The organism is uncultured Marinobacter sp., assembly GCF_963974375.1.
In the GTDB taxonomy this organism is placed as follows: Bacteria; Pseudomonadota; Gammaproteobacteria; order Pseudomonadales; family Oleiphilaceae; genus Marinobacter.
Genome location: NZ_CAXBDN010000111.1, coordinates 1 through 12,813, shown reverse-complemented (window position 1 = coordinate 12,813; position 12,813 = coordinate 1). Strand labels below are relative to the sequence as shown.

Here is a 12,813-nt window from a genome sequence, read left to right as displayed (position 1 = left end):
GCGGGGTGGAGCAGTCTGGTAGCTCGTCGGGCTCATAACCCGAAGGTCGTAGGTTCGAATCCTGCCCCCGCTACCATATTAAAGAAAGGCAGATCAGTATCTTACTGGTCTGCCTTTTTTGCTTTCTGCTTAAGAAATTTTCTCCGTGCCCCTGCCGTGCCCTAGGCGTGCCAATTTCTAAACTCATGGTTTTGGCTCAGCTTCTAATTTGACCGTAACTCTTTTCGGGGCACGATGCTAACTCGGTGTGCCCCTTGGGAGAAAGTCAACGATAATGTGTCGCCAGGGTATCCATATCCTGCTCGATAAAGGTCTGGGTTACCTCCACCAGCTCCCCATCCGCTTCGTGGAAACCCACACCACGATCCCGAAGTCCATCAAGCACTTCCTCTTCTTTCTGGTGATAGACAAACGGAATCTGTGCAGCCTCTACCGTGGCGGCGTGCAGCATAGCTCTGCGCTGATCCTCCGTCAGACTACGCCATACATCCGCGTTAACATTGGTTCCGGCCGTCGTGAAAATGCCACCGGGCACTGCCATCGTGATATCGGTGACCGCCTCTGTCAGACCGAAATTATGAATCTCCGGGGCCGACAACACTATGCAGTCCACGACACCCTGACTCAGAGCTTAGTTCATTTCATTGGCGGACATGGTGATACCGACGCCACCCACGGATTCAACCCAGCGGGACCAGTTACCTGCGCCGACCCGCATACGCTTGCCCTTGAGGTCATCGAGACTTTTAACGGGGTTTCGGCACACAAGGCCATATCATTGTTGTTCCCGGCTAATCCGGTGAAGCCTTTCAGGACACTCGCAACCACTTTCTTGTTTTAAGGGTTTTATTATTATGAGTACGTAACTATTGCTACCAATACACGCTCCTTCATTATGGGCGTGGTTCGATCAATCCGCCCTCGCATGTAGCTTCTGCATACCCCGCAACCAGCGGTCGATATCCTCCGCCTTGGACCGATAGTAGGTCAGTACTTCCTCGTGGGGCAGGATCAGGAAACGCTCTTCCCGCAGACCATCCACGACGGTCTGGGCAACATCGTCAGCGGTCAATTCATGCCCGCCGGACATCAGCTCCTGCCGTACCTCGGAAGCGCTGCGAAACATCGGGGTGTCGACGGCACCCGGACACAGGCAACTCACGCCAATGCCCCGCGCGCCATACGTGATGGCGAGCCATTCAGCAAAGCTGACGGCAGCGTGTTTGGTGACCGCATAGGGAGCGTCAAACTGCGACAGCAGGCCAGCGGCGGATGCCGTATTCAGAAAGTAGCCGCTGCCACGATCCAGCATGCGGGGTATGAGCGTTCGTGCGGCATGCACATGGGCCATCAGGTTAACGTCCCAGGTCTGGTTCCAGACTTCATCCGGCAACTCGATGCCGCCGGGAACCGCGATGCCCGCGTTGGAGCAGAACAGGTCTATTGGCCCGTATCGATCCTCGGCTTCATCCACCAGCCGCACAATATCCGTGGGGAGACCGACGTCCACTTTTATCGCCAGGCCGGAGATGTCCTCTGCGACCCGTCTCGCCGCTTCAATATCCCGGTCGGCCACAACAACGCCCCTGGCGCCTTCGGCGGCAAAACGCCGCGCCATGGCCTCGCCAATACCGCTGGCCGCCCCAGTGACAACCACAACCTTATCGTTCAGCTCCACGGTTCAGCCTCCATCACATCCGCGCTCGGTATAGACGATCAGCTTCCCGGTGGCCCTGCGTTCCTTCAGGTCGATCAAGGCCCTGGCGGTATCTTCCAGCGGATAGCGCGCCGTGATCCGGGGGTTGATCCGGCCTTCGGCCAGCCATCCGGTCAGTTCATCCATCAGCTCACGGAACCGCTCTGGCTCCTTGTCCTGGAAGGCACCATAGAACACGCCGACCAGGGAGCAACCCTTGAGTAGGGTCAGGTTCAGGGGCAGCTTCGGAATCTCACCGGTGGTAAATCCGATCACCAGGAAGCGGCCGTTCCAGGCCATGCCACGCAGGGCCGGCTCACTGTACTCGCCGCCCACCGGATCGTAGACCACATCCACCCCCTGCCCGCCGGTCAGTTCACGGATACGGTCTTTCAGGTTTTCACTGCTGTAATTGATGGTTTCGTCGGCACCATGCTTGCGGCAGATTTCCAGCTTTTCGTCGGTGGATGCGGCGGCGATCACACGGGCGCCCATCACCTTGCCCAGCTCGATGGCCGCCAGGCCGGTCCCACCAGCGGCACCGAGCACCAACAGAGTTTCGCCTGGCTGCAGGTGGGCACGGTCCTTAAGGGCATAGTGGGTCGTGCCATAGGTGATGACCAGCGCCGCGCCAGCATCCATGCTGACGGCGTCCGGAAGTCGCACTACCTTGCGGGCTGGAACGGGTGTTTCCTCAGCAAATCCGCCCCAGCCGGGTATGCCGATCACCCGGTCACCGGGAGCAAAGCCTTCAACACCAGCTCCCACAGATTTGATAGTGCCGGCCACCTCGCCGCCAGGCACGAAGGGAAAAGGCCTCTTGAACTGGTACTTGCCCTCGATAATCAGCGTATCGGGGAAATTGGCGGCACAGGAATGTACCGAGATAATCATCTCACCCTCCGCCGGTTCCAGAGAGGGCACATCCTCCACGGTCAGCGCTTCGGGCGGTCCGTATTGCTTGCATAGAACCGCTTTCATGTCGTGATATTCCCCTGTTGCATGGTCATGAGATTGTTCGGGATGGTCTCCTGTGACTCTAGGCTGCTATCAGGCGGGGTTCTTGTGCTGACTGGCTGCACCGGACAGGAAATCGGGATAGGGGGGAACCAATAGGTTCCGCCCCTCCCACACCACCTGGCATGCGGGTCCGCACCAGGCGGTTCGAGAAGTTGAGGCTTCACGAGAGTCGCGGCACGCTCAACCGATCGAAGTAGGCAATCGTCAGCACACTGTAGTGGTCAACTAATCCCGGTCAGCTGGCCTTCCGTGTCGCCAAAGGTGGCAATACCAAAAGTGACAGTACCCCTGTTATGGACGAAGACGAAATGATTCGAAAAGTGACTCGGCAAGGTTATCGGGTTCGAGCCCGTACAGAGAAGTCACCCACCCGGGGAGGTCGCGCCGGTCTTTACGCGACTGATGAGCGGGCAATCCGATCCTGGGAGCAAATTGAAAGCGGAGAAGTACACGCATGATAATGGGCGAACTGAAAAGCAAGATGGATAAGCTCTGGAAAGTGTTTTGAACCTCTGGCATTGCCAACCCGTTAACATCGACTCACCAGAAATCCGCACTCTAATGGAACAACTGGGGTCGCCAGGCATCGCACCGACACCCCAGTAAAGCGTCCCTCCTGGCGGTATTGGCGAGATTGTGATGGAAGCCACGGGTGATCGGTATCTGGTCACTTCTTATCGAATCCATCCCGAACGCTTATGGCTACCGGCCAAACCCGAAATTTCACACCTTCAATGCCCGCAGTGACCAGCGGCCCACTCTGGAAGAATAAGGTCAAATAAACCCAGTTTTGGACAATTGCGATGTCGTATAGTGGTCCGACTCATAACCGCCCCCGCTACCATATTAAAGAAAGGCAGATCAGTATCTTACTGATCTGCCTTTTTTGCGTTTGGGATAGGTGAAATCCCCTGTGACGTATAGGTGCCAAAGTCGGTGACAATGATTTTTGACTCAGGCTCCGTAAGGGTCACAGGTCATTTCTTTTCCCACGCCGTACACGTGCCACGTACGGGCCCCGGGGATATCCCATGTCAGGAGTACCTCCTTGAATAAAGCAATGGCTGTCTTGTCAGCGGCAATGTTGTTGTCTCCGGGGCTGGTATGGGCAAACCCGGATCAAACCCTGAATCTGATCGCACACCCGATCGGCTACGCCGCCATCGTGATTTTTGTCATCGCCTACATCCTGGTGATGTTGGAAGAGAAAATTCATCTGGCGAAATCCAAGCCTATGCTGCTTGCGGCGGGGCTGATCTGGATTCTGGTGGCCTGGATCTATCGTGGCACCGGAAGCAATGGAGAGGTGGAAGCCGCTATCCGGCACAACTTTCTGGAATACGCGGAATTATTCTTCTTCCTGCTGGTAGCCATGACCTACATAAATGCCATGCTGGAGCGGGGTGTATTTGATCAACTGCGTATCTGGTTACTTGGCAAAGGCTACGGCTACCGTCAGTTATTCTGGATTACCGGGATACTTGCGTTCTGCATTTCACCGGTGGCGGATAACCTCACCACGGCATTGATAATGTGTGCGGTGGTTCTGGCTGTGGGTCGTGACAGCGCCCGGTTTGTATCACTTTCCTGTATCAACATTGTAGTGGGAGCAAACGCGGGTGGCGCCTTCAGTCCGTTTGGCGACATAACCACACTCATGGTGTGGCAAAAAGGCATTCTTCCCTTTCAGGACTTTTTCCAGTTGTTCCTGCCCGCAGTAGTCAACTTCCTGGTGCCTGCGACTCTTATGCATTTTGCCTTGCCCAATGGAAAACCAGGCCAGCCTGAGACCTATGACAAGGTTATACGCCCGGGTGGACTGACAATCTGTGCCCTGTTTCTGCTGACTATTGCTACTGCGATCAGTTTCCACCAATTTCTGCACATTCCGCCTGTTTTTGGCATGATGACCGGGCTTGGCTATCTCAAGTTGTTTGGTTTCTACCTTAAACGGCACGAGGAGTATCACTGGAACGAAGGCTCTGAAACGCCTCCCGGAGACAGTCCTGCCGGTCGTGGTTTCAATGTGTTTTCCCACATTGCGAGGGCCGAGTGGGATACGTTGTTCTTCTTTTACGGGGTTATCATGGCTGTGGGCGGTCTCGGCTTTATCGGTTACCTTGGCATTGTTTCTACAACGCTTTACGGCGACCTGGGGCCCACCTTTGCCAATGCGATGATTGGTGTTATTTCTGCGTTGGTGGACAACATTCCGGTGATGTTTGCAGTATTGACCATGAATCCGGACATGCCGGATTACCAGTGGCTTCTGGTTACACTTACAGCTGGCGTTGGCGGCAGTTTGCTCTCCATAGGCTCAGCCGCCGGGGTTGCACTGATGGGGCAGGCGAGAGGTCAATACACGTTTCTCAGCCATCTGAAGTGGACGCCTGCTATTGCTTTGGGTTACGTGGCCAGCATCGGTGTGCATCTTCTGCTTAACGGCTAGGATGGGGCACCGGTGTCTGGGTTGGAAGCTCTTTACTCGATATGTTATCCAGAGAGACAGTCCATGTGCGGCCGCTACAACGTAACAGACTCACCGGAAGTGCAGGACCTGATGGCCGAACTGGGTCTGTCGGCCGCAGCACCCCGGCCACAACTGGATGTGCCGCCTGGGGGCACTGGAGAATTTGTGATTGAAGTTGGAGGCGATCGCTATCTGGAGCCGGGCATCTGGTCATTGCTGATCGAACCCCGGCCGGATGGACATGGCTATCGGCCAAACCCGAAGTTTAATACCTTCAACGCCCGCAGCGACCGGCTTACCAGCAGTCCCTTGTGGAAACAGGTGTACCCCTCACACCGGTGTATCATTCCGGTCAGTGCCTTTCACGAGTGGCAAGGCAAGCAGGTCTATAACATTCATCCTCTGAATGAGGCTACAGCCCTGGCCGGGTTGTGGCAGTCCTGGCATTTCGGGGAGGAGCAGGTCAGCTCTTTTACTGTGATTACCTTGCCGCCTCATCCCAGATTCAGTCACATCCATTCCAAAAGCATTCCACTGATGCTCAGACCCGCTGATTTTGACCACTGGCTTGACCCGGATTTCGGACATACGGAAGCTTTTACCGAGCTGATGAAAGCCCATATTCCGGCGCCATTGGTTTGTGAGCCTGTTCGAAGTACCAGGAATCTTGAGCCTGTGGGGCAGGTTGAACTGCTTGAGGCGGATTGATGTGAGCTTTTGACGCAGGTTGATCTCCGGCAATCCAGTACACCAAGGAATTCAATCTGGTTCGGGTTTACTGGAATAGGGAGGAGTGAGATCCGGACAACCGGATGGTCAACCGTACTACGGAAAAGGGTCGAAATTACGACCCCCACCGGCTCAGGACTCTTGAGGTTGCTACAAGGACGGGTTGATGGGCGTGGCCTCGACCCGCGCCACCAGCTCATCCAGGCCGGGCTCGTCCAGAGTAGCCGGTTCCAGGCTATATCAAGTTTTACTCCTTCAAAAGCCGTCTCAGTACTTTGCCGGCGCCAGTCGCAGGCAAGGACTCACGGAACTCGATCATGCGTGGGTACTTGTAAGCGGCCATATTGTCCTTAGCCCAGTCAATCAGTTGTTGTTCGGTAACCTGATCTTTATGGTCAGGATGGGGCACAACCACAAGCTTGACGGTTTCTCCACGTTTATCGTCCGGCACGCCAATGGCTGCGCACTGCTTTATGGCCGGGTGGCGCAGCATCAGGGCTTCAACATCCTCCGGGAAGACGCTGTAACCGGAACACTTGATCATTTCCTTGATGCGTCCGGTAAAGAAGAGGTAACCATCTTCGTCAAAATGTCCCACGTCACCGGTGTGAACCCAGCCGCCCCGGAGCGTTTCTTCAGTCGCTTCGGGTCGTTTCCAGTATCCCTTGAAGACACCCCGGTTGCGTATGACGATCTCACCACTCTTGCCGGCGGGTAAGGGCTTCCCGGTTTTGATCTCCAGTATGCGAATCTCGTTCTCCGGCATGGGAATGCCGCAGCTACCCCATTTGATTCGCTCTTTGGGCATGAAGGTGTCTGAGGTATGGGTTTCACTCAAACCGAAGGCCGCCTCGTGAATCTGGCAACCTGTCAGAGCTTTCCACTCCTCCGCCAGCTTTTCAGTCACGGGGATACCAAAGCTGGTGGCAGGATTGTTCCGTATGCACTTCAGATCTCGTTGATGAATACCTGGCATGTCCAGAATCGCCCGCAGCATCGGGGCAATGCTGTACCACATGTCACAGCGATAGACTTCGAAAGCCCGAACCACCGCTTCCGGATCAAACCTCGGCATGATCACGGTGGTGCGACGGGTATAGACCGGCATGTAAACGCCTGAGTTCATGCCGGCTATGTGGCAGAAGGGAGCAACGGCCAATGAGCAGCCGTCGGGCTCTACCCGGTTCGCCATCATTGAGGCAGCGGTTTTGTAGAGCGCGCTGCCAAAGGTCAGCATCGCGCCCTTGGGGCGACCGGTCGTCCCGGAGGTGAACGTCATCAGGGATATGTCGTTCCAGAGATCGATGGGCTCAGCTTCCGCGAGTGGCTGGTAATCCATCAGAATACGAGCGAGATCCACCGCGCTTCCCTCTACCGGATGCCGTTCCAGGAGGAAACCTGGCACCTCCAGAGTCGGCTTTTCTGGCAGATAGTCTGCGTAGGCGGTTGAGACCACTACAGCCAGGTCGGGGATGTTGTGCTGAACACGCTGCACCGTCGCCAACAGATCTTCGCCCACTATTACCGCGCGAGTCTCAGCATTGCTGAGTTGATACTCCACCTCGGCGTCCTTGTACTGGGGGTTCAGTGGCGAGACGATGGCTCCGATCATCTGGATTGCGTAATGGGCAATCGGGTACTGGGGGCAGTTCTGCATGTACAGACCCACACGGTCCCCTTTGTTAATGCCTTTTTCTTTCAGGAAGGCGGCCAGCTTCCTGACAGACTGCCCCAACTCCTTCCAGGTTACTGTTCTTCCGAAGAAGATATAGGCTGCGCGATCGGATATCTCTCGCTCGTTATCAAAGAGGTACTCGTGAATGGGTTTATCACCACCACGATAAATCACCTCCCGGGATAATCCGGGTGGCCAGTAGCCGGTATGCCTGCTTGTCGCGTTGTTCATGAAATCCTCACTCATCTTTCAGTAAGCGGCGGAGGACTTTGCCAGCCCCGGTGGCGGGCAGCGAATCCCTGAATTCGACGAATCTGGGATATTTGTAGGCCGCCATGTTCTCTTTTGCCCAGTCGATGATGTCCTGCTCGCTCACTTTCCCCTGATAATCGGGCTTGAGTACCACAAAGAGTTTGACGGTTTCGCCCCGGTTTTCGTCCGGTATGCCCACTGCGGCGGACTGAGCGACGGCGGGGTGATTCAGCATCAGGGCTTCGACGTCTTCCGGGAACACGCTGTAACCTGAGCACTTGATCATCTCTTTGATACGCCCGGTGAAAAACAGATAGCCGTCCTTGTCGAAATGCCCGACGTCGCCGGTATAGACCCACCCGTTGCGCAAGGTTTCGTCGGTGGCCTCCGGTCGCTGCCAATAGCCCCTGAAGACATAGGCGTTGCCAACCACGATTTCGCCGGATTCTCCGTCAGGCTGTTCGTCGCCGGATTCCAGGTTGATGATGCGGATATCATTCCCTGGCATGGGTTTGCCACAGGTGCCCCAATGGATAGCCTCCCGCGGCATGTAGGTGTCCATGGTATGGGTTTCACTCAGTCCGTAGGATGCCTTGTGCATCTGGCAACCGGTGATCGCTTTCCATTCCTCCGCGAGAGTTTCCGTCACGGGGATACCAAAGCTGGTGGCAGGGTTAAAGCGGAGTGATCGCAGATTGCGCGACTGAATGTCCGGCAGGCTCAGGATGGCCCGGTTCATCGGGGCAATGCTGTACCACATGTCGACCTTGTAGGTTTCGATGGCTTTAACGGTCGTTTCCGGATCGAAGCGGGGCAGGATCACCGTCGTCCAGCGTCCATAAACCCCTGCGTAGACACCCAGGCACATACCGGCGATATGACAGAAGGGCGCGATCGCCAATGAGATGGAGGCTTCGTCCAGTCCGTTGGATTGAAACAGTGCGGCTGTCTTGAAGGTCGCCGCACCCACCGGCAGCATGGCACCCTTGGGTCGTCCCGTTGTTCCAGAGGTGAACGTCATCAGCGCGATGTCGTTTTCGAAGTCCACCTGTTCCGGTTTATCGATCGGCTGCGACCGTTCAATGGCATCTGCCATGTCCGTGGTGTTATCCGGCACAGGGTAAACCCGCGCCAGATCTTCCGGAACAGGCAGTGTTGGATTCTGGGGCAGGTAGTCGGCGTAACGGGTAGTAATGACCAGGTTCAGCTTCTGCAGCTTTTCTCTGACCGCTTCAACCATGGGATAAAGGTCGGTGCCACAGATCACGGCCTTTGCATCGGCGTTGTCCAGCTGGTATTCAACTTCCGCTGCCTTGTATTGTGGATTAAGCGGTGTGATCACGGCTCCCAACATCTGTATGGCGTAGTGGGCAATGATGTACTGCGGGCAGTTTTGCAGATACAGCCCGACATGGTCACCTTTGCGGATACCGTTGGCCTGCAGATAGCCGGCGAATCTTTTAGTGGACTCAGCCAGCTCGCGCCAGGTGATTTCGTGGCCATAGTAAATATAGGCGGCCTGGTCGGGGGCCTCACTGGCGTTGAGCAGCAGGTAATCGTGCATTGGCCTAAGGCCATTGCGATACACTACTTGTTTGGCCGCTTCAGCAAAATGGTCGTTGGAGAGGCGCATAGACGCTTGTTCCTTATTCTTGTGATTAGGTGCCAGTGGTCAAAGACCTTTCATGGTCGGGTCAAGGGCAACTCGTAAGGATTCACCCAGTGTGTTGAAGGTCAATGCCGTAATCATGATCATGAAACCTGGTGCGTACATTTGGGCTGGCGATATTTCCATATACATGTAAGCCCGGGCCAGCATTTGTCCCCAGCTGGGATCGGGTGGCTGGACACCGAGTCCCAGGAAACTGAGGCTGGCCTCAGCCAGCAGGGCCACGGCCAGAAGCAGGGTGCATTGCACGATGACCGGTTGAATTGCATTCGGAGTCACATGTTTGATCAACAGCCGGGTGGTTGACGCACCAAAGCAGCGGGCGGCATCAACATAGAGCTCCTCCCTGACCACCAGGGTTCTGGCCCGTATCAGGCGGGCAAGGTGAGGAGAAAATACGATGCCAACGGATATCATGGCGTTGGTGAGGCCAATACCCATCGCCCCTGTCACCGCAACCGCCAGTACGATAGCGGGGAATGAAAGCAGGGTGTCGATGACGCGACTGATTCCAACGTCAACCCAGCCTCCGGTAAAGCCTGCAAACAATCCAATGGGAACCCCGATCAACAGGGCAATACCCACCGCCAGAAAGGCTGCATAGATGGACTTTGAGGCACCATGGATAAGGCGGCTCATGACATCGCGGCCCAGATCATCGGTACCGAGCCAGTGTTCAGCACTGGGGTCCATCAGCATTTTGCTGAAGTCCTGCTCTGTTGGCGAATGTGGTGCAATCCAGGGAGCAAAAACGGCAATGCCAATGATGAGGGACAGCACCAGAAGACTTGCTGCTCCTCGCTTATCGCGGCGGCACCACTGTCCAAACTTGCTGAACAGCGAGTCTTCTCTGGTCGCCATATCAAGTGTTTGAGTAGTCATACCTGTGTAATCCTTGGGTCCAGAACCGTGTACAGCACGTCAGTAACCAGGTTGACGAGGATCACCGTTACCACCATGGCAAGCACTGCGCCCTGAACAACCGGGAAGTCACCTTCCAGTACGGCTTTGACTATGGTGTTGCCCATGCCGGGAATGGCAAAGACAGTTTCAACCACGACAGTGGCGGCCAATGCCTTGTTGAAGAGCAGGCTGATAACGGTCAGCAGATTCACACTTACGTTCTTGAGTCCGTGCTTCCAGAGAATGACGGAGGGCGAAAGCCCTTTGGCATGCAAGGTGCGCACGTGTTGCGAACTGTGGATTTCCACCAGGGAGCTTCTGAGCTGGCGCGCTACTTCAGCAATACCATTTGTGCACAGGGCAACGGCCGGCAAGGTTGCGAACCAGAGGGCCGCAGTGAAGCTTACGCCGGGACTGGTAAAGCCTGTCGCAGGAAACCAGTTCCAGGTGAGCGCAAAAATCGAGACCAGCACCATACCGAGCCAGAAGTTGGGTACGGCGACACCGAGAGAGGACGCCCCCATTATGGCGCCGTCCAGGCGGGAGTTAGGTCTGCTGGACGCGAGGATGCCGAGAGGAACACCAATCAATACTGAGAGAATGACGGCATACACGACGATGAACAGAGTGTTCGGGAAAACTCTTGATATGGTGTCCAGTACTGGCTCACCACTGAGCAGTGACTGACCAAAGTCACCCTGCACCGCGCTCAGCAACCAATTGCCGTATTGAACGAGAAAGGGTTGATTCAGGCCATACAGTTCACGAATTTCCTGAATCCGCTCTTCGGTGGCGTTTTCACCGGCAATAGTAATGGCAATATCGCCAGGTACCAGTTTCAGTAATGAAAACACCAGGAAGGTGGCAAGAATCATGATCGGAATCGCCTGAACCAGGCGATTCAGCAACATGAGTTGTTTAGTCCGGGACATCATTATCGGTCCGATGTGGGTGGTAACAGACATCAGTTGGGCAGGAGTTCGTGGCGTTCAGCCACGGTACTCATGCCCATCCGACCAATGGCTTCAGCTTTCCAGATAAACGTGCTCGAACTTGGGTTTGCCAAGAAGATTCGTCTGCAGGTTCTGGACTTTGTCAGTGGCTGCCATGATGTCCTCACGGAATGCGAGGGGAACCACCAGCGCGTTCTCCATCACCAACTGCTGAACAGTCGAGAAAGCCTTTTTCCGTTCCGCAATGTTATCGGTGCTGCGCGAAGCACTCACGGCTTCCATGAGGCCCTCCGGCGGCTCCACCTTGCCCGCGTTGAAGTAGGAGTTGGCTGCATAGAGCAACCCATAGGTCAGAGAAGGATCTGGACGCCCTGTCCATGCGGATACCAGGAAATCACCTTCGCCGCGCGCAAAATAGGCTGCCGACATGTCCGGTATCGTTCCGGTCTTGAAACGACCCCGAATACCGACTGCCGCCAGCATGCTCATGATGATTTCCTGCCGTTGCACCGACCCCTGCTCGTTGTAACCGCGCATATCCAGCTCAATTCCATCCGGGAAACCTGCTTCAGCCAGTAGCTGGCGGGCTTTATCCGGGTCATAGGAGTAAAGCTTGGCTACCTCTGCATCGTAAGCCCAGTGCGAGGAGGGCAGGTTCATGTAGGCGGGCTCGCCGGCACCGTGCATGGAGGCTTTCACCAGGGCGTCACGGTCAATCGCGTAGTTCAGAGCCTGGCGAACCTTGACGTTGCTTAGCGGGCCTTTTGCCTGGTTCAGATATATCTGGTAACAGTAAACTGTTGCACCGTAGATGCCCCGGGCAGAGCCGCCACGTTCAATCAGTGGCTTCTGACGCCCTTCGAGCTGGTAGGCCAGGTCATTCTGTCCGGACATGACCGAGCGCAGGCGTGTAGAGCTGTCGGTGATAATCCGGAAGTCGATACCATCGATCAGTGGACGTTCATCATCCCAGTAATCCGGGTTGCGTTTCACCACAATCCGGTCACCGTCGTTCCATTCGACAAATTGCATTGGGCCAGCCCCAACCGGGTTGCGATCAGAGGTATCTCCAAATTTTTCGATGGAGGTGGGCGAAACCATCATGCCGGCACGGTCCGACAGAACCAGGGGCAATGAGGTATCCGGGTTCTTGAGGTGAATGGTGACCTGATAGGGTCCGGTCACTTCAACACTTTCTACAGAACCCAGGTCCGAACGAATATTGGATCGCTCGTCCGTGCGGTTGCGTTCAAGGTTGAATCTGACCGCCTCAGCATCCAGCGTGGTGCCATCGTGGAACCTGACACCCTCTCGGAGGTGAAGAACGAGGGTTTCAGGGTTCGGGTATTCCCAGCTCATTGCCAGGCCTGGCCGTGCCTCCAGAGTGTCGTAATCCCATTCTACGAGGGTGGCGAAAATCGGGTACAGGAAAACGTGATCCGTGCC

11 protein-coding genes are annotated in these 12,813 nt (G+C 55.7%); 2 read left to right on the top strand and 9 right to left on the bottom strand.

What is annotated here, in order from left to right:
• Positions 1-265: 265 nt before the first annotated feature.
• From AAC035_RS10980 to AAC035_RS10965, 4 genes are all read right to left on the bottom strand, one after another.
• Entirely contained in the window at positions 266-628 is a 363-nt protein-coding gene (locus AAC035_RS10980; protein WP_339803856.1) for a hypothetical protein, read from the bottom strand.
• A 3-nt stretch (positions 629-631) separates the two neighbouring features.
• Positions 632-766: a hypothetical protein gene (locus AAC035_RS10975; protein WP_339803853.1), complete on the bottom strand. Its 135-nt coding sequence runs from the start codon at positions 764-766 to the stop codon at positions 632-634.
• A gap of 144 nt (positions 767-910) precedes the next feature.
• On the bottom strand, positions 911-1,678 hold the full coding sequence (locus AAC035_RS10970; protein WP_339803850.1) for an SDR family oxidoreductase: 768 nt from the start codon (positions 1,676-1,678) through the stop codon (positions 911-913).
• 3 nt (positions 1,679-1,681) lie between these two features.
• Complete coding sequence (locus tag AAC035_RS10965; protein ID WP_339803847.1) at positions 1,682-2,677, bottom strand: NADPH:quinone oxidoreductase family protein; 996 nt, start codon at positions 2,675-2,677, stop codon at positions 1,682-1,684.
• A gap of 1,087 nt (positions 2,678-3,764) precedes the next feature.
• On the opposite strand from AAC035_RS10965, the gene nhaD reads away from it, so the two are divergent.
• Positions 3,765-5,165: a sodium:proton antiporter NhaD gene (gene nhaD, locus AAC035_RS10960; RefSeq protein WP_339803844.1), complete on the top strand. Its 1,401-nt coding sequence runs from the start codon at positions 3,765-3,767 to the stop codon at positions 5,163-5,165.
• A gap of 63 nt (positions 5,166-5,228) precedes the next feature.
• Entirely contained in the window at positions 5,229-5,894 is a 666-nt protein-coding gene (locus AAC035_RS10955; RefSeq protein WP_339803842.1) for an SOS response-associated peptidase family protein, read from the top strand.
• A gap of 268 nt (positions 5,895-6,162) precedes the next feature.
• Here the strand turns inward: AAC035_RS10955 and AAC035_RS10950 are convergent, their stop codons facing one another.
• The 5 genes from AAC035_RS10950 to AAC035_RS10930 all read right to left on the bottom strand — a co-directional run.
• Positions 6,163-7,821: an AMP-binding protein gene (locus tag AAC035_RS10950; RefSeq protein WP_339803839.1), complete on the bottom strand. Its 1,659-nt coding sequence runs from the start codon at positions 7,819-7,821 to the stop codon at positions 6,163-6,165.
• 7 nt (positions 7,822-7,828) lie between these two features.
• Complete coding sequence (locus AAC035_RS10945) at positions 7,829-9,475, bottom strand: AMP-binding protein (RefSeq protein ID WP_339803836.1); 1,647 nt, start codon at positions 9,473-9,475, stop codon at positions 7,829-7,831.
• A 39-nt stretch (positions 9,476-9,514) separates the two neighbouring features.
• Positions 9,515-10,393 (bottom strand): ABC transporter permease, encoded by an 879-nt coding sequence (locus AAC035_RS10940; protein ID WP_339803834.1) that lies wholly within the window; start codon positions 10,391-10,393, stop codon positions 9,515-9,517.
• On the bottom strand, positions 10,390-11,325 hold the full coding sequence (locus tag AAC035_RS10935) for an ABC transporter permease (RefSeq protein WP_339803831.1): 936 nt from the start codon (positions 11,323-11,325) through the stop codon (positions 10,390-10,392). The genes AAC035_RS10940 and AAC035_RS10935 overlap by 4 nt, the downstream gene beginning before the upstream one ends.
• 114 nt (positions 11,326-11,439) lie before the next feature.
• The coding region (locus tag AAC035_RS10930; protein WP_339803828.1) for an ABC transporter substrate-binding protein at positions 11,440-12,813 on the bottom strand (1,374 nt) is incomplete at its 5' end.

Excerpts from the sequence above, each read along its gene's own strand:
- AAC035_RS10940 (WP_339803834.1), bottom strand. The coding sequence starts at position 10,393 with ATGACTACTCAAACACTTGATATGGCGACCAGAGAAGACTCGCTGTTC.
- AAC035_RS10955 (WP_339803842.1), top strand. The coding sequence starts at position 5,229 with ATGTGCGGCCGCTACAACGTAACAGACTCACCGGAAGTGCAGGACCTG.
- AAC035_RS10945 (WP_339803836.1), bottom strand. The coding sequence starts at position 9,475 with ATGCGCCTCTCCAACGACCATTTTGCTGAAGCGGCCAAACAAGTAGTG.
- AAC035_RS10935 (WP_339803831.1), bottom strand. The coding sequence starts at position 11,325 with ATGTTGCTGAATCGCCTGGTTCAGGCGATTCCGATCATGATTCTTGCC.
- AAC035_RS10950 (WP_339803839.1), bottom strand. The coding sequence starts at position 7,821 with ATGAACAACGCGACAAGCAGGCATACCGGCTACTGGCCACCCGGATTA.
- AAC035_RS10965 (WP_339803847.1), bottom strand. The coding sequence starts at position 2,677 with ATGAAAGCGGTTCTATGCAAGCAATACGGACCGCCCGAAGCGCTGACC.